Genomic DNA, 17,232 nt, shown 5'->3' on the forward strand with positions numbered 1-17,232 from the left:
TACATGACTAAAAGCCGCTGCAAAAGTAACAAAATAATTGCAAAAATACGACATTCTAGAGAAGAAATAATAATAATTGATGTTATTTAACTGTAAAGATTTGCAGAAAATTTGGAATAATCAAATAAATAGCGTAACTTTGCATCCCGAAATAGTGTGTCTACCATTTGTGAACTAACGCAAATACAGTTTAGTTGCTAAAAACATAAATAACAAGACATATAAAGAACAAACTTATAGTTATATAAATAATGAAGAAACAGCTTAAGAAAGTCCTCGTTCTGGGTTCCGGTGCTTTGAAAATCGGCCAGGCAGGTGAGTTTGACTATTCCGGTTCGCAGGCTCTCAAGGCTTTGCGCGAGGAGGGTATTAGTTCCGTCCTCATTAATCCAAACGTTGCTACAATTCAGACAAGTGAAGGTATTGCTGACAAGGTTTATTTCTTGCCGGTGACACCTTTTTTTGTAACTGAAATTATCAAGAAGGAGCGCCCAGACGGCATCATGCTGGCTTGGGGTGGCCAGACGGGTTTGAACGTTGGTACAGAACTTTACCTCAACGGTGTGCTCAAGGAGTACGGTGTGGATGTGTTGGGTACTTCGGTAGAGGCTATCATGAACACGGAAGACCGCGACCTCTTCGTAAAGGAGCTTAACAAGGTTGACCTCAAGGTTCCAGTAAGCCACGCTTGCGAGAACATGGAGGAGGCTGTGGCTGCGGCACGCAACATCGGCTACCCTATCATGATCCGTTCTGCCTATGCGCTGGGTGGTCTCGGTTCTGGTGTCTGCAAGACCGAAGAGGAGTTTAAGGAGATTGCTGAATCTGCCTTCACTTTCGCACCTCAGGTGCTTGTTGAGGAGAGCCTGAAGGGATGGAAGGAGATTGAGTTTGAGTGCATCCGTGATGCCAACGACCGTTGCTTCACCGTTGCCTCTATGGAAAACTTCGACCCACTCGGAATCCATACAGGTGAGTCTATCGTGGTGGCCCCAACCTGTTCTCTTACCGACGAGCAGGTGAAGATGTTGCAGGACATCGCCGTGAAGTGCGTCCGTCACCTCAACATCGTGGGTGAGTGCAACATCCAGTATGCTTTCAACGCTGAGACCAACGACTACCGTATCATCGAGATCAATGCTCGCTTGAGCCGTTCTTCTGCCCTCGCATCTAAGGCTACCGGTTATCCGCTCGCCTTCGTTGCTGCCAAGATTGCCCTCGGTTATACACTCGACCAGATTGGTGAGATGGATACTCCTAACTCAGCTTATGTGGCTCCATCACTCGACTATATGATCTGTAAGATTCCTCGTTGGGACCTTACCAAATTTGCCGGTGTAAGCCGCAAAATTGGTTCTTCCATGAAGTCTGTAGGCGAAATCATGTCTATCGGCCGTTCATTCGAGGAGATGCTCCAGAAGGGTCTCCGTATGATTGGTCAGGGAATGCACGGTTTCGTAGGCAACGACCACACCAAGTTTAATAACTTGGATGAGGAACTTTCTAACCCTACCGACCTCCGTATCTTCGCCATCGCCCAGGCTTTGGAGGAAGGTTACACCATCGAGCGCATCGAGGAGTTGACCAAGATTGATCCTTGGTTCATCGAGCGCATGAAGAATATCGTAGATTACAAGCACAAGCTTTCTGAATATAATACTCTGGAGGAGATTCCTGCCGAGGTATTGCGCGAGGCTAAGGTATTGGGCTTCTCTGACTTCCAGATTGGGCGCTTCGTATTGAAGACCAAAGATACCAACATGGAGAAGGAGGTGCTGGCTGTTCGTGCCCTGCGCAAGAAGCTGAACATTCTTCCTGCCGTAAAGCGCATCCCTACTGTGGCAAGCGAGCATCCTGACCTCACCAACTATCTCTACATGACATACGCTGTAGAGGGTTACGACATCAACTACTACAAGAACGAGAAGTCTGTCATCGTTCTCGGTTCGGGTGCTTACCGCATCGGTTCTTCCGTAGAGTTCGACTGGTGTTCAGTAAACGCCATCAATACAGCCCGCAAGTTGGGTTACAAGTCAATCATGATCAACTACAACCCGGAGACCGTATCTACCGACTACGATATGTGCGACCGTCTCTACTTCGATGAGCTTTCATTCGAGCGTGTACTCGATGTCATCGACCTGGAGTCACCACGTGGTGTGATTGTTTCTGTGGGTGGTCAGATTCCAAACAACCTGGCTATGAAGCTTCATCGCCAGTCTGTGCCAATCCTGGGTACCTCTCCTGTCAACATCGACCGTGCCGAGAACCGCGGTAAGTTCTCTGCCATGCTCGATAAGTTGGGTATCGACCAGCCTAAGTGGAGCGCCCTCACATCAATGGAGGATGTCCAGAAGTTCATCGACGAGGTAGGCTATCCTGTTCTCGTTCGTCCTTCCTACGTTCTTTCCGGTGCAGCCATGAACGTTTGCCACGATGATGATGAGTTGCGTCGCTTCCTGGAGGCAGCTTCTGAGGTTTCTAAGGAATACCCAGTAGTTATCTCTCAGTTTATGACAGAGACCAACGAGATTGAGTTCGATGGTGTTGCCCAGAACGGTGAGATTGTAGAGTATGGTATTTCAGAGCACGTAGAGTATGCAGGCGTTCACTCTGGTGATGCCACCATGACCTTCCCTGCCCAGCAGATTTCCTTCGCTACAGCCCGTCAGATCAAGAAGATTTCACGTGCCATCGCCAAGGAGCTCAACATCTCTGGTCCTTTCAATATCCAGTACCTGGCTAAGGGTCGTGATGTAAAGGTAATCGAGTGTAACCTCCGTGCATCCCGTTCGTTCCCATTCGTGAGCAAGGTATTGAAGCGCAACTTCATCGAAACGGCTACCCGCATCATGCTCGATGCTCCATATCAGAAACCGGATAAGTCTGCTTTCGATATCGACCGTATGGGTGTGAAGGCATCCCAGTTCTCATTCGCCCGCTTGCAGAACGCCGACCCTGTTTTGGGTGTGGACATGAGTTCTACCGGTGAGGTAGGCTGTATGGGTGATACTTTCGAGGAGGCATTGCTCAACTCATTGATTGCTACCGGCTACAAGATTCCTTCAAAGGATAAGGGCATCATGCTTTCAAGCGGTGGTGCAAAGGAGAAGGCTTCTCTGCTCGACGCTGCCCAGGCGCTGGTTAAGAATGGTTACACCATCTACGCTACAGCAGGTACAGCGAAGTTCCTCAACGAGAACAACGTGAAGGCTACAGCCGTAGGATGGCCTGATGAGGACCACAAGGATATTCCTAACGTGATGCAGATGATTGCCGACCACAAGTTCGACCTCATCGTCAATATCCCTAAGAATCACACCAAGCGTGAGCTGACCAACGGTTACAGAATCCGTCGTGGCGCCATCGACCACAACATTCCTCTGTTCACCAATGCCCGTCTGGCTTCAGCCTTCATCGAGGCATTCTGCACAATGAGCCAAGACCAGTTGCAGATTAAGAGCTGGCAGGAGTACGAGTAATCTCGTTGTTTTTTAGGCACGGATTACACGGATTACACGGATTTTTATGAGAGATGATTATCGCTTTTTTTATGAGAGATGATTATCGCTTTGCTTATATTAGCACCATAAATCCGTGTAATCCGCGTAATCCGTGCCTTTTTTATATCTAAAAAGCTTATGCCACACCCTCCAAGCCTTATAGGGCTTTTATTTTATTCCCCGCCATGAGAAAAAAAAGCTGAAATGATGGCTATCTCATTATTTTATTGTACCTTTGCAAACAGAAATAAGAATAAAGAATGATAGTTTGTATAGCAGAGAAACCGAGTGTGGCTAAGGACATCGCCCGAATCATCGGAGCAACCACGGCACGCGATGGTTATATGGAAGGTAATGGTTACCAAGTAACATGGACCTTCGGCCACCTTTGTGAGTTGAAGGAACCGGATGATTATACTCCAATGTGGAAGCATTGGAGCCTTTCGGCATTGCCGATGATTCCACAGCGATTCGGCATCAAGCTCATCAACGATGAAGGCATCAAGAAGCAGTTTGCCACCATCGAGAAACTGATGCAGGCTGCCGACAGCATCATCAACTGCGGTGACGCCGGACAGGAAGGAGAACTTATCCAGAGATGGGTGATGCAGAAAGCGCAGGCGAAATGCCCCGTCAAGAGACTGTGGATTTCATCCATGACCGATGAAGCCATCAAGCAGGGATTCCAGGAACTGAAAGACCAGGGAGAATACCAGTCGCTCTATCTTGCCGGACTTTCCCGTGCCATCGGCGACTGGATTCTAGGTATGAACGCCACCCGACTTTATACATTGAAATACGGACAGAACCGACAGGTGCTCAGCATCGGCCGGGTGCAGACCCCTACCCTTGCCCTGATCGTAAACCGCCAGAAGGAAATCGACAACTTCGTTTCCGAACCTTACTGGGTACTCGCCACCATCTACCGCGACACCCAGTTTACCGCCACCAGCGGCAAGTTTACCAGCAAGGAAGAAGGCGAGAAAGCATTCAGTACCATCGCTGGCAAACCCTTCACGGTTACAGATGTAAGCAAGAAAAAGGGAAACGAGGCACCGCCTCATCTCTACGACCTCACCTCGCTGCAGGTAGATTGCAACAAGAAGTTTGCTTATTCTGCCGATATTACGCTGAAGCTCATCCAGAGTCTCTACGAGAAGAAGTACACCACTTATCCTCGTGTAGATACCCAGTTCCTGACCGACGATATCTATCCGAAATGTCCGCAGATTCTGAACGGAGTAAGTCAGGCAAAGATCATGAGTCAGCAGAAATACCTCCCGCTCATTCAGCAGCTCGCAACAATCAGCAAGAAATTGCCGAAGAGCAAGAAGGTTTTCGATAATAGCAAGGTAACCGACCACCACGCCATCATCCCAACCGGTGTTCCGCCAACCGGACTCACCGATATGGAGGCAAACGTGTATGATCTCATCGCCAAGCGCTTCATCAGCGTGTTCTATCCGGATTGTAAATTCTCTACCACCACCGTATTGGGCGAGGTTATCAACGAAGACGGACCGAAACCGGAAAAGATAGAGTTCAAGGTAAGCGGTAAGGAGATTCTCGAACCAGGCTGGCGAGTAGTCTATGCCAAGGATGTAAAGAATGCAGATGACGATGATGCTTCAGATAACACCAACGGAAATGCAGACTCAGGAAACGGCGCCAAGAAGGAAGTGGTAGAAGAAAGAACCCTCCCATCCTTCACAAAAGGCGAATCGGGAGAACATCAGCCTACCCTGACGGAGAAATGGACCACACCACCTAAGTATTATACCGAGGCAACCCTGCTGCGTGCGATGGAGACAGCCGGTAAATTCGTAGAAGACGAAGAACTTCGTGCTGCATTGAAGGAGAACGGAATCGGCCGACCTTCCTCCCGTGCCGGCATCATCGAGACCCTCTTCAAGCGCCACTACATCCGTCGCCAACGCAAGAATCTGATGGCAACCCCGACAGGCATCGAACTCATTGACACCATCCATGAGGAACTGCTGAAGAGTTGCGAACTGACCGGTATCTGGGAGAAGAAGCTCCGCGACATTGAGCACAAGACCTACGATCCTGCCGACTTCATCAACGGACTGAAAGAACAGATCAACAAGATAGTCATCGATGTGTTGTCAGACAACAGCAACCGGAGAGTAACCATCATGACAGAGGAAGACCTCAAGAAGAAACCGGCTGCCAAGAAACCGGCTGCCCGAAAGGCTCCTACCAAGAAAGCCGATAAGGCAGCAGCACAAAATACAGATTCTCAGAATGCTCCTGCTCAGCCAACTCCTAAATCCGACCCAATGGTTGGCAAGCCATGTCCGCTCTGCGGCAAGGGCGTCATCATCAAGGGCAAGACCGCTTATGGCTGCAGTAACTGGAAGGCAGGCTGCCAATATCGTCAGCCATTCTCGCAGATGTAAATCAATATGAAACAAATAAGACTTTATCAAATCATAACAGCACTTTGCTGCCTCTTTCTGATAAGTTGCGGCATTGACCAGAACCTGAAGAAAGCAGACAAGCATCTTTCTTTAGGCGAATACTACGATGCGGCAACCCAATATAAAAAGGTGTACACCAAGACACCTACCAAAGAGCGGGCTGCCCGGGGCAAGGTGGCTCTGAAGATGGCACGCTGCTATGATAAAATCAACAGTACGCCGAAGGCACTGGCAGCCTACAGCAATGCCATCCGATACAAGCAGGCAGACCTCAACGACCGCTTGGCTTACGCCCGGCTTCTCCTGAAGAACGGAAGTTACAGACAGGCTGCCAAGGAATTCGAATTCCTGCTCGATTCCATGCCCGACAACGTGCTGGTAAAGAACGGACTCGAATCGGCACAGAAAGCCCCAGTCTGGAAGAAGGAAGGAAGCCGGTACAAGGTAAAGCGGATGGATGTTTTCAACTCCCGAAAAGACGACTATTCGCCGATGTTCCTCAGCGATGACTACAGCCAGCTCTATTTCACCTCAACCCGCAACGAAGCCCAGGGCAGCGACCTGAACGGAGTGACGGGAACGAAATCTGCCGACATCTTCTTCTCTGAAAAGAACGACAAAGGCAAATGGAGCAAGCCGGAAGCCATCGGAACCGGTCTCAACACCGACTACGAAGAGGGCGCATGCTGCTTTACCCCAGACGGCAAGCAGATGTACCTCACCCAGTGTGCCACCGATCCCACTTCGCCCCGCTTAGCCCAGATAGTAACCTCCAACCGCTCAGATGCAGCCTGGAGCAAGCCTACGAATCTGGAAATCAGCAAAGATACACTCAGCTGTTTTGCCCATCCAGCCATCTCTCCTGATGGCGAATGGCTCTATTTCGTATCAGACATGCCGGGCGGAAAGGGCGGTCTCGACATCTGGCGAGTGCGCATCACTCCTGCCGGACTGGGCGGCGTAGAGAACCTGGGCGAACCTATCAACACACCAGGCGATGAGATGTTCCCTACCTTCCGTCCTAACGGCGACTTCTACTTCAGCAGCAACGGTCATGTGGGAATGGGTGGACTCGACATCTATATCGCCAAAGTAAATTCCATCACCCGGAAATATGAACTCACCCACCCCGGCTATCCGCTGAATACAGAAGCCGATGACTTCGGAATGACTTTCGAGGGTCTCCACAACCAGGGTTTCTTCTGCTCCAACAGAAAAGACGGAAGAGGCTATGATCATATCTACTCCTTCGAGAATCCGGAGATTGTTACTACAATGAAGGGATGGGTTTACGAGAAAGACGGTTATGAACTGCCTGCCGCCGAGGTGAGAATCGTAGGCAACGACGGAACGAACAGGAAACTATCCGTCAAGGGCGACGGTTCGTTTGTCCTCCCTATCAATCCGCAGGTCGACTACCTGGTGATGGCATCCTGCAAAGGCTACCTCAACCACAAGGAAGAACTTCGGGTTGATTCGGCTAAAGAGAGTAAGGAATACGTGCTCCAGTTCCCGCTGGCTTCCATCACAGCCCCTGTACTCATCGACAACATCTTCTACGATTTCGACAAGGCAACCCTTACCGAAGCCAGTACAACAGCCCTCGACCAGCTGGTAACGCTGCTGAAAGAGAACCCGCACGTTACCATTGAACTCAGCGCCCATTGCGACTACAAGGGAAACAGCGAATATAACAAGCATCTGTCTCAGCGCCGCGCCCAATCGGTAGTAGACTACCTGATAAAACACGGCATAGAGAAAGAGCGCCTCACCCCTGTGGGCTATGGTAAGGAGAAGCCGAAGAATGTGCGCAAGAAACTCACCGAGAAGTATCCTTGGCTCAAGGAAGGCGACGTGCTCAACGAAGAATTTATCCTGAAGCAGAGCAAGGAGCATCAGGAAATCTGCAACCAGCTGAACCGCCGAACCGAGTTCAAAGTGCTACGCACTACCTATAAATTGTTTTAGAAACCGATATCATAAGCATAGGTGCTCTACTGAAAAAGTAGCAGCACCTATTTGTTTTTCTATATTCAGCAATATTAAATCTTCGTTCATCGACGCTGAATGTCCGTTCAGCGTTGATGAACGGAGATTTCAAGAGCATAAAGATAATATTTATAGTAATAAAAAACTCTTTCTATTAGCACTAAAAACTATTCTGCTAATAGAAAGAGTTGATCATTCATACAATTGATATCAGGGAAGAACCCTACTGACGTGCATCAGCCAGTTCATTATATCCCCAAACCATGATGAGGACAGCGATGCCAGCCAGCACCATCAGGAGATTCTGAGAGTGGCCGATGGAATCTGCCACATGCGTAAGGGCACGCGAACCAGAGAGGAGGAAATCTATCTTCATAGAGAAAAGCCATCCCTGAATCTGCTCCCATCCCTGACAGACCACCGCTATGATGATGCCTGCTGCCACACAGGCTGCCGTCCATAAATGTTCCAGGCGCTGGCGCTTAACCAGCGACATCGCAGTATCAGTTTCGGGTAAAGCCGGCAATGCCTGCATCACCCTGTCGGAGAATCCGTCATCAGGAATCTCAGACATCTGGCAATCGGAAAAGAACATCTGCAAGAGTTCTTCATCCTGAGGGTTCAACGGTTCCCCTTTCATGCTCTCCAACTTCTTATCATTTATCTTATCAGTCATAACCATTCTGTTTTAAGTAACTTGCAAGTTTCTGTTTTCCTCGAGAGAGATGCGACTTGATGGTGCCTTGCGCCATTCCCGTCACCTCAGCAATCTTATCTATAGAGAGTCCATCCATCAGCTGCAGCGTGATGCATGTACGTTCATTTTCACTCAATATCTGTAATGCCTTGAGCAAATCCATCTTCAATCCGGCATTGGCGCCCTGTGCATTCTTACCGGAAACGGCAGGCGTATCGATGTCCTGCGTCTCCTTATGACTGCGGGTATAATCATACCATACATTATAGGCGATGCGGTAGAGCCAGGTGGAGAAAGAGGCTGTACCCCTGAAACCGGACAGATGGGTATATGCCTTGACAAAGGTATCCTGCGCCAAGTCGTCACTCAGCTGCGCATCCCCCAGCGTCTGCCGCAGAAAGAACCCACGAATGGGTGACTGATACTTCCTGACCAGCAGGTCGAACGACTTGCGGTCATGAAGCATCACCACCTTCGTGACGAGAGAGATATCGGATAACTTTTCCACCTTATATATATTAACTAATAATTGTTGTTCTTTTCCTTGTGACTTCCCCTCCTATTGAGAAGCCATGATATATTGAATGTCGGCTGCTAGACCGGAGTACCATTATATCCCGTGCCCTGGTCGCCGTGACGGTTCTTCCACCAGTCCTTGATGGCAGGAAGCGAGCCGATAACGGTCTGACCGATGCCATAGATGAAGACCAGGGCTCCGATGCCAGCCAGGAAATCAGCATCCCACCAGGCAAACATGGCGCATAAGCCGGCTCCCAGGAAGGCATTTCTCAATCCACGCTTTACCAGATACTCATCGCTCTGCTTGTCTATCGGCCGGTCGCTTTCCGGAACATTGATGCCCTTCTCCATCGCCATCTCTGCCAGTTTCATCCGGTCGTTGTGTCTACGCATGAGATAACGGACGATGAGAAAGACGATAATCAAAGGGGCAAAGACGAACAACAAGCCGAAAATGATGCAGAAGACGATGATTAAAGCCAGCGCTCCGCCACCAAATACCGAACCGATGAAATCGAAAGGATCATCATAGTTGTCTAAACTGTATTTAGAATGAACAGATCTATTATCATTCTCATCATAATCATCATAGGTAGCCGAATCAGTACTAGTTGTATCAGAATAAGCCTCCAACGCCTCGTCGTCTTTATCCTTCGAAGCAGATGGCTGTGCGGCAGATGCAGGAGCAGCCTTTGGGTCTACCTGTTGGGTAGTTGGATGATAACGATGTTTTGGAGCTGAAGACGCCAAAGACACTTGGGTGGCTCCGATGCTCATAACGAGCGCTAATGCCAATATTGCTTTCTTCATATCATTATTTTTTATTGTTTTACCTTGTTATTTTAAAAATTTCTGCTTCTTAGACGCATCTCTTCGCAATTTAGTTGCAAAGAAACGAAATTTTTCTTATTTTTGCAAATAAATTAAAGAAAAAGAGACAGAATGAAGACATTACCTGAAGATTTCAGAACATATACGCAGGCACTGATGGGCGAAAAGCTGTATCAGCGTCTGGAGCATGCTATCCTTGAAGAGGAGGCACCAACCAGTATCCGCATCAATCCTTTTAAATGCAAGGATGCTGATGGCGAACCGGTTCCCTGGTGTCCGGAAACCGGACGTTATCTCTCTACGCGTCCCGGATTCACCTTCGATCCGCTGCTGCATGCCGGCTTATATTATGTACAGGAAGCCTCATCCATGTTTGTAGATATGGCTATCCGACAGTACGTAAAAGAACCGGTGATGATGCTGGATCTCTGTGCTGCCCCTGGCGGAAAGTCGACTGCCGTAAGAGCTGCCTTGCCGGAAGGAAGTCTGCTCTTCAGCAACGAACCGATGCGCACCCGCTCGCAGATTCTAGCCGAAAACGTACAGAAGTTCGGTCATCCTGATATGATTGTCACCAACAACTATCCCCGCGATTACAAGAAATCTAAGTTGCAGTTTGATGTAATCCTTACCGATGTTCCCTGCTCCGGCGAAGGAATGTTCCGCAAAGATGAAGGGGCTATCGGCGAATGGAGTACCCAGAATGTGAACAACTGCTGGCAGCTGCAGCGCGAAATCGTATCGGATATCTGGAACTGTCTGAAGCCAGGCGGTATCCTGATTTACTCTACCTGCACCTTCAATGCGCACGAAGATGAGGAGAATGTGGACTGGATATGCGAAGAACTTGGCGCAGAAGTGATGGCACTGGAGGGTGTAGAAGATGCATGGAACATCACCCGCAACCTCACGGGCACCGACTTCCCTGTTTACCGGTTCATTCCTGGCGTTTCGCGAGGCGAAGGTCTGTTTATGGCGATTCTGAAGAAAGAGGGCGAATGGGAAGCAGGTTCTTCTGCCAAGGAGAACAGGAAGGATAAGAAGAAGAAAGACAAGAAGGTGGCGAAAGGAAAGGGACCGGAGATTCCGGACGGCTGGCTGAAGGCTGATACGGAATGGATGCCTGCAGAAAGCAACGAGACGGTTTACGCCATTCCGGGCAGATGGAAAGACATCTACGACCAGGCTGAAAAGAACCTGAAGGTGCTGCATGCAGGTGTGAAACTGGGAACAGACAAGGGAAAGGGTCTCATTCCCGACCAGGCTCTCGCTCTCTCTACGATGCTCAACAAAGAACACTTCCCTCAGGTGGAGTTATCCTACGAAGATGCCATCCGCTACCTTCGCAAGGAGGCTGTTAATCTACCCGCCGATACGCCTAAGGGTTATGTACTGGTAACCTATAGGCAGGTTCCGATAGGATGGGAAAAGAACATTGGCAACCGTGCCAACAACCTCTATCCGCAGGAGTGGAAAATCAAAAGTAGCCATGGGACGGGAGAGCTGTTTATAGTTTATAGTTTATAGTTAATAGTTTACAGCAAGAATGAATAATTCAACATTTAACACTTAACATTCTAAATAAAAAATGTTCAGCATCATCGCCTGTATATCAAAAGTGCATAGAGCTATCGGGTACAAGAACCGGTTGCTCTACGCCATCCCATCGGACATGACCCGCTTTCGTATGCTCACTACTGGACATACGATCATCATGGGCAGGAAGACATTTGAGTCGCTGCCGAACGGAGCCTTGCCCAACCGCCGTAATATTGTTATCTCGAAGACAAAAGAGCAGATAACAGGGTGCGAAGTATACGCCTCTCTGGAAGAAGCGCTGGCAGCAAGGAAAGAAGAGGTTGGAAGCAAAGAAGAGGTTGGAAACAAAAAAACGGTTGGAAGCAAAGAAGCATCAGATGAATGTTTCATCATCGGAGGAGCCAGCATATATGAACAGGCTTTGCCTTTTGCAGACAAGCTTTATCTCACAATCGTAGAAAAAGAACCTGAACATGCCGATACCTTCTTTCCGGAAATCAATCCGGCAGAATGGGAAGTGACAGAAAAAGAAATGAGGAATGAAAACGGCTTACCGTTCACATTCCTCACCCTTTATAGAAAGCAGTAATCCCGCAGGGAGCTACTGCTTTTTTTCTTTTTATATCTTATTTCTCTGCTGCAGCCTCCTCATCAGTTTCCTCTTCATCATCGTTGAAACTCTTGAGTTCCTGCATAGAAAGCTGACGGTTGATAGATGCATTGAAAGAGATGATGGTCTCGCTGCGAGACAATCCCAGTGGCTGCAACTTATCATGGATGATTTCCAGGAGATGGTGGTTGTTCAGCGCATAAATCTTGATAAACATATCAAAACCACCTGTAGTATAGTGACACTCCACAACCTCAGGAATCTTCTTCAACTCCTCTACAACCTGGTCAAACTTCTCAGGCTCCTTCAGATAGAGTCCCATATAAGCACAAGTTTCGTAACCTATCTTTTCTGGGTCAATGATGAATTGTGAACCCTTGATGATACCAAGATTTGTAAGTTTAGCAACACGCTGATGAATGGCAGCACCGCTCACATTGCAAGCGCGTGCCACTTCCAAAAATGGAATACGGGCATCCTGAGAAATCAGCTTCAGAATCTGCCTATCTAATGAATCTAAAATTTGTTTTGACATAATACTAATAATTTGCTTGCAAAGATAATACAAAAAATTAATAAAAGCAATTTTTTAAGAGAAAAACATGATAAATTAATATTATTTTCCTTTTTCTGTGGCAGAATAACTGATTTTTAGTGCTTTTGCCTGGCGCAAAGCCTGCTTTACGTCGGTTATCACACCCATCTTTGTCTCTTGGTCTGCTTTGATTGATACGGTCATCAGCTTCTGGTCTTCCGGCGACATACGCTTCTTTTCTGCCGAAATGTAATCCATCACTTCGGGAGCCGAAGCAAACTTGTCATTCAACTGAATCTGGGTACCGGTACCATACTTTGCCTGCATCTCTTTGGTTGGCTTACCTATATAAATATGGCTCACCGCCGATTTCTTGGTCAGGCGGGTGAGTTCCTTGCCTTGTGGCAAACGGCAGTCTACCTTCAAGGTAACCTGGCGCATGTGGGTAACAATCATAAAGAAGAACAGTACGGAGAAAATCAGGTCTGGCAGAGAAGATGTATTCAACCCTGGCACTTCATGCGATTTCTTATGGAAATTCATCATTGTTTACCTCCTTTCTGCTGTTCTGTAGCTGTTTCTGCCGATTTTTCTTCCCCTTGCTTTTCTTCAGCATTGGCATCAACACGCTGGTCGGCATGAGTCATTGCGTTGGCATACGACTCTGTTATGCGCTGCGGACAGATGTTGCGCACCTGTTCTTTCTGGTCATTGTTCAAGAGGGCATAATCCCTGTGATATTTCTTCTGGGCTGTTTCGTTGCGTAGCTGGCTATATGCTTCCATCAGCTGATTCTGCATCTGGAAATAGAGATTATAGTCGGCATCGCGGTCACTCTCGATAGAGATGAGATGTTTCTTGCCCAGGCGGTGTACAAAGCGGATGGTTTCTTCCTTGAGCTGGCTCACCTTCATCGGCTTGTCGTTAACCAAAAGCGTATCACCAGCTGTCAGGCGCAGTGCCATCAGGTTAGCCTTGTCTACCACCGTCTGCTGCTCCTTCTTCTGCGGTTCAGGTGAAGGGAGTTGGCGCAACAGTCCCTTATCCACATCCATTGATGTGGTGACAAGGAAGAATATCAACAGCATGAACGAGATGTCGGCTGTAGATGTGGTATTCAGTCCCGGGGTTTCGCGTTGCTTCCTTCTAATCAGCATATTTAATCCTTATTTATAGAATAGAGAGCCCAAAGCACTCTCTTTAGTTTTTCTTCCGAATATAACGTGTGGCACCGAAACAGACGGCACCGATTCCTGCCACCAGCATCAGGAGCGATGTGATGACAAACATATCTGAAAGCTTGAGCCAGAGCCAGTCGGCATAATTCTCGCCATTGATGAGCATCGGAGCAGAACCGCCCAAAAGGAAGGTAAGCAGCAAAACTGCCAAAGTTCCGATCCATGTGATACGGAAGATGCGACGCACGGGAACGCCATTCACTACAGCCTCCGACTTGCTGCTGCGATAATCTCTGATCATCGAAAAGACTGCCAGACCTGTACCTCCTATCAGGAAGAGCCACATCAGCAGGATGAGCACATCGGTAAAGAGAGGCGCATTAAAGTCGGGGTTCTCTTCGAAAGGCAAATCGTAGCCTACCAAAAAGAACAGACCGAAAACCAGCACCGCCAATCCTATCATGATATAGAACACCTGCTGCGATATCTTTTCCGCCGACTTGTTATTTTGAACTTTGAACTTTGAACTTTGAACTTTAAACATGGAACTTTCAACTTTGAACTTTATGATTAGTAAAGCCAATGAATTTTTCACTCTTCGTTCTTCACTCTTCACTTATTCTTGGCAATAATATCCATTAAAGTAACCGCCGACTCCTCCATCTGGCTTGTCAGGTGCTCCACCTTAGAAAGGATGTAGTTATAGAAAACCTGAAGGATGAGGGCTACGATGATACCGAAGATAGTAGTGATGAGCGCCACTTTCATACCCGAAGCAACAATAGTAGGACTGATATCGCCCGCCTGCTGAATCTGGTCGAACGACATGACCATACCGATCACGGTTCCGAGGAATCCGAGCGATGGCGCCATAGCGATAAAGAGTTTGATCCAGGAGCAGCCCTTCTCCAGATTAGCCGCCTGAACGGTACCATATCCGCTTACCGAGCGCTCGATGTCATCAAGACTCTCGCTGATATGCATCAATCCCTGGTAGCAGATAGAAGCCACCGGTCCGCGTGTATTCCGGCAGAGCGTCTTAGCCCCTTCCACATCTCCCGCCGCCACCTTCTGGTCGATATCCTGCATCAACTTCTTGGCGTTGATTTCAGAGAGACTCAGATAGATGATGCGCTCGATACAGAAAGCCATACCCACGATGAGGGCGATGGCAACGAGAGACATAAATCCCGCATTACCCTCTATAAACTTTGTCTTAAGAGCTTGATGAAATCCCATGTTCTCTTCTTGAGCCATCATAGGCAGAGAACACATCCATGTGAAAACCAATATTGCAAAACGTGCAATAGCTGTATTTTTCTTCATATACCTTATTATATATATAAAAGCGGAAAGAGGGGGATTCGAACCCCCGAACCGGTTTTGCCGGTTACACGCTTTCCAGATGTGAAGCTTTTCGATATAACTATCTTAGCCTCAATTAATTACAGAGACCCGATTTTTAATTTGCAAGCCATTTGCAAGCATGCCATTTTTTCGAGTTACACAATATGCAGAAATATTAATTATATTTAAATATATCCACATATATTTTGATATATCATTTTTTTCATTTATCTTTGCATTTGAATTTATAACTTAGTGCAAAGATATAAAGAAATCCTTTATTCTAGCACGCATTTAAACTATTTAACATGGTAACATCAGTTCAGCCAAACATAAGTCCAACTTCGCGATATACCATATCGGAAACCTGCAAACTGTTGGGTATACATCGCAACACCCTGCGCTCCTATGTGAACGCAGGATATATAAAGTCTATGCAAAAAGTTCACGGACAGCGTTTCAAAGGTTCTGAGATTCTTCGCTTTTGGAACATGTTTGTGTAAACATGGGACCGGTTCCAAGCAGTAGCCACTCGCATGATACACCATACCCTTCGGCGAGGTAAGCAAGATACTCTATACGAAAAGTACGCTTATCTCTGTTATGCTTTAGAGTATTCATGTTACCATAGTTCAAACCAAACTCTTTTGTAAAAGTCTGTAAGCCTTTAATTTTTCTCTGTTCTTTGAGAACATCAAGTGCTTTGAAGAACCTGTCGCTAATATCCAGGGCACAATCGGGAATATTCAGTTTCATTTCAAAGTTAATTTTTCAAGAAGATTCATGAGACGTACATTTATATCATCTTGTTTTTCGATATGCTTTGCTATCATCTCAGTCTGCCTCTTTATAATTTCTACTAAATCAGCATTACTTTGGATTCCGTTGTTCTGATTTCCAGAGCCACTGTTTACATTATTCTCTGCATTAACGAGTTGAGAAGGTTCCACCTCGAAAGCCTTGACATTTTCTTCTCCATACTCATCGTATAGTTTCTGAAACTGCGCAGGTGTAGGATCTATACCCTCTGTTTCGTATCTCGAAATGTTAGATTGGGAAATTCCCATAATTTCTGCAAGCTTAGACTGAAATAGTCCGTGAGCTCTTCTAAATTCTTTATATTTGAACATATCTGTATAAATTTGTTAATTTTGACTAAATCTTTTCGATATATTTGCATATATCAGAATATATTTGTATCTTTGCATAAAGATATAAAACATAGTGCAAAGATAATGGAAAATATTCAAACATCAAACACTTTTGAGGAAAAATCTCAAAAAATGACCTTAAAAGGTTATTATCAGGGGTTACCGATGAGAAGTGCCCCGCGATACGACTTCATCACGGAAGTCGCTAGACGCTGCAAGGTTACCGAGCAGACAGTTAGGAATTGGGTTCTATATGGCATGAAGCCACAGCAGCACATCCATGTAGAAGTATTGTGTGAGCTAACAGGCATTAGCGAGGAGGACTTATGGAAGGATTAGAGTTCTATATGTTCGAGGATGAGCTATGGTGTAAGACGTCAGACGGAAAGAACTTCATGGTCGATGAGACACATACAGAGCTGGTGAAATACATCCTGGAAAAGGTTCGCGCTTGCTATCCGGAAGCATACAAGGCGTTGGAGAAGATTTACTCCAAGAGCGCACCTAACGAGAGTTATTATCAGTATCTCATGATGCGTCGATTTTGCAAATGCAACTTTTGTCGACTCGACACTACGGCTTTTGATGTCGTCGATGTTGACAAGGATGGAAGGTTCAACTTCGAGAAGGTCGAATGCCCAATGCGTGGTGAATGCCCTTATGATAGCATCGTCTGTATGCCAAGGTTTAATGCTAATCTTTCTACTGCGGAGTTGCGCGTGATGAAACTGCTTTATGAGGGACGAAGCGAGCAGGAGGCTGCAGCCGAGCTATTCAACTCCCCGAACACGATACATCAGCACGTAAAGTCTGTGTATGTGAAACTAGGAATACATAAGCTCTCTGAGTTTATCACCTATGCAAATAAGAACAATTTGTTTAACAATTAAAT

The 17,232-nt window shown here is 47.0% G+C and carries 18 protein-coding genes; 8 read left to right on the forward strand and 10 right to left on the reverse strand.

Annotated elements, in window-relative coordinates; genetic code table 11:
- Positions 1-251: 251 nt before the first annotated feature.
- From carB to ONT08_RS02050, 3 genes are all read left to right on the forward strand, one after another.
- Entirely contained in the window at positions 252-3,482 is a 3,231-nt protein-coding gene (gene carB / locus ONT08_RS02040; protein ID WP_119235858.1) for a carbamoyl-phosphate synthase (glutamine-hydrolyzing) large subunit, read from the forward strand.
- 281 nt (positions 3,483-3,763) lie between these two features.
- The gene (locus ONT08_RS02045; protein WP_264959049.1) at positions 3,764-5,923 is read left to right on the forward strand and encodes a DNA topoisomerase 3; all 2,160 of its coding nucleotides are present in this window, start codon (positions 3,764-3,766) and stop codon (positions 5,921-5,923) included.
- 6 nt (positions 5,924-5,929) lie between these two features.
- Complete coding sequence (locus tag ONT08_RS02050; protein ID WP_264959051.1) at positions 5,930-7,912, forward strand: OmpA family protein; 1,983 nt, start codon at positions 5,930-5,932, stop codon at positions 7,910-7,912.
- Positions 7,913-8,156: 244 nt separating this feature from the next.
- On the opposite strand, the gene ONT08_RS02055 is transcribed toward ONT08_RS02050, so the two are convergent.
- From ONT08_RS02055 to ONT08_RS02065, 3 genes are all read right to left on the reverse strand, one after another.
- Entirely contained in the window at positions 8,157-8,609 is a 453-nt protein-coding gene (locus tag ONT08_RS02055; protein WP_264959053.1) for a DUF5056 domain-containing protein, read from the reverse strand.
- Entirely contained in the window at positions 8,602-9,138 is a 537-nt protein-coding gene (locus tag ONT08_RS02060; protein ID WP_264959055.1) for an RNA polymerase sigma factor, read from the reverse strand. Before ONT08_RS02060 ends, ONT08_RS02055 begins: the two co-directional genes overlap by 8 nt.
- Positions 9,139-9,224: 86 nt before the next feature.
- The gene (locus ONT08_RS02065; protein WP_117586979.1) at positions 9,225-9,959 is read right to left on the reverse strand and encodes a DUF6249 domain-containing protein; all 735 of its coding nucleotides are present in this window, start codon (positions 9,957-9,959) and stop codon (positions 9,225-9,227) included.
- Between the two features lie 132 nt (positions 9,960-10,091).
- On the opposite strand from ONT08_RS02065, the gene ONT08_RS02070 reads away from it, so the two are divergent.
- Both ONT08_RS02070 and ONT08_RS02075 read left to right on the forward strand, forming a co-directional pair.
- Positions 10,092-11,507: an RsmB/NOP family class I SAM-dependent RNA methyltransferase gene (locus tag ONT08_RS02070; protein ID WP_264959057.1), complete on the forward strand. Its 1,416-nt coding sequence runs from the start codon at positions 10,092-10,094 to the stop codon at positions 11,505-11,507.
- A 61-nt stretch (positions 11,508-11,568) separates the two neighbouring features.
- On the forward strand, positions 11,569-12,108 hold the full coding sequence (locus tag ONT08_RS02075; RefSeq protein WP_264959059.1) for a dihydrofolate reductase: 540 nt from the start codon (positions 11,569-11,571) through the stop codon (positions 12,106-12,108).
- Positions 12,109-12,145: 37 nt separating this feature from the next.
- On the opposite strand, the gene ONT08_RS02080 is transcribed toward ONT08_RS02075, so the two are convergent.
- The 5 genes from ONT08_RS02080 to ONT08_RS02100 form a co-directional block, all read right to left on the reverse strand.
- Positions 12,146-12,664, reverse strand: a complete 519-nt coding sequence (locus tag ONT08_RS02080) for an Lrp/AsnC family transcriptional regulator (protein WP_264959061.1) — start codon at positions 12,662-12,664, stop codon at positions 12,146-12,148.
- Positions 12,665-12,745: 81 nt separating this feature from the next.
- Positions 12,746-13,210, reverse strand: a complete 465-nt coding sequence (locus ONT08_RS02085) for an ExbD/TolR family protein (protein ID WP_006847784.1) — start codon at positions 13,208-13,210, stop codon at positions 12,746-12,748.
- Positions 13,207-13,821, reverse strand: coding sequence for an ExbD/TolR family protein (locus ONT08_RS02090; RefSeq protein ID WP_119235862.1), 615 nt, complete (start codon positions 13,819-13,821; stop codon positions 13,207-13,209). The genes ONT08_RS02085 and ONT08_RS02090 overlap by 4 nt, the downstream gene beginning before the upstream one ends.
- A 43-nt stretch (positions 13,822-13,864) precedes the next feature.
- Positions 13,865-14,386, reverse strand: coding sequence for a hypothetical protein (locus tag ONT08_RS02095; protein WP_118200530.1), 522 nt, complete (start codon positions 14,384-14,386; stop codon positions 13,865-13,867).
- Between the two features lie 68 nt (positions 14,387-14,454).
- Complete coding sequence (locus ONT08_RS02100) at positions 14,455-15,117, reverse strand: MotA/TolQ/ExbB proton channel family protein (RefSeq protein WP_118085783.1); 663 nt, start codon at positions 15,115-15,117, stop codon at positions 14,455-14,457.
- Positions 15,118-15,497: 380 nt separating this feature from the next.
- On the opposite strand from ONT08_RS02100, the gene ONT08_RS16455 reads away from it, so the two are divergent.
- Positions 15,498-15,692, forward strand: coding sequence for a helix-turn-helix domain-containing protein (locus ONT08_RS16455; protein WP_367398871.1), 195 nt, complete (start codon positions 15,498-15,500; stop codon positions 15,690-15,692).
- Here the strand turns inward: ONT08_RS16455 and ONT08_RS02105 are convergent.
- Both ONT08_RS02105 and ONT08_RS02110 read right to left on the reverse strand, forming a co-directional pair.
- On the reverse strand, positions 15,649-15,945 hold the full coding sequence (locus ONT08_RS02105) for a hypothetical protein (protein ID WP_254975344.1): 297 nt from the start codon (positions 15,943-15,945) through the stop codon (positions 15,649-15,651). The two genes, ONT08_RS16455 and ONT08_RS02105, sit on opposite strands and share 44 nt — an antisense overlap.
- Positions 15,942-16,319 (reverse strand): helix-turn-helix domain-containing protein, encoded by a 378-nt coding sequence (locus ONT08_RS02110; RefSeq protein ID WP_153119583.1) that lies wholly within the window; start codon positions 16,317-16,319, stop codon positions 15,942-15,944. The genes ONT08_RS02105 and ONT08_RS02110 overlap by 4 nt, the downstream gene beginning before the upstream one ends.
- A gap of 153 nt (positions 16,320-16,472) precedes the next feature.
- On the opposite strand from ONT08_RS02110, the gene ONT08_RS02115 reads away from it, so the two are divergent.
- Together ONT08_RS02115 and ONT08_RS02120 are read left to right on the forward strand one after the other, a co-directional pair.
- On the forward strand, positions 16,473-16,679 hold the full coding sequence (locus ONT08_RS02115; protein ID WP_153080300.1) for a hypothetical protein: 207 nt from the start codon (positions 16,473-16,475) through the stop codon (positions 16,677-16,679).
- Positions 16,667-17,230: a helix-turn-helix transcriptional regulator gene (locus tag ONT08_RS02120; protein ID WP_153119584.1), complete on the forward strand. Its 564-nt coding sequence runs from the start codon at positions 16,667-16,669 to the stop codon at positions 17,228-17,230. The genes ONT08_RS02115 and ONT08_RS02120 overlap by 13 nt, the downstream gene beginning before the upstream one ends.
- The last annotated feature ends 2 nt before the right edge of the window (positions 17,231-17,232 follow it).

The organism is Segatella copri (assembly GCF_026015465.1).
In the GTDB taxonomy this organism is placed as follows: Bacteria; Bacteroidota; Bacteroidia; order Bacteroidales; family Bacteroidaceae; genus Prevotella; species Prevotella copri_E.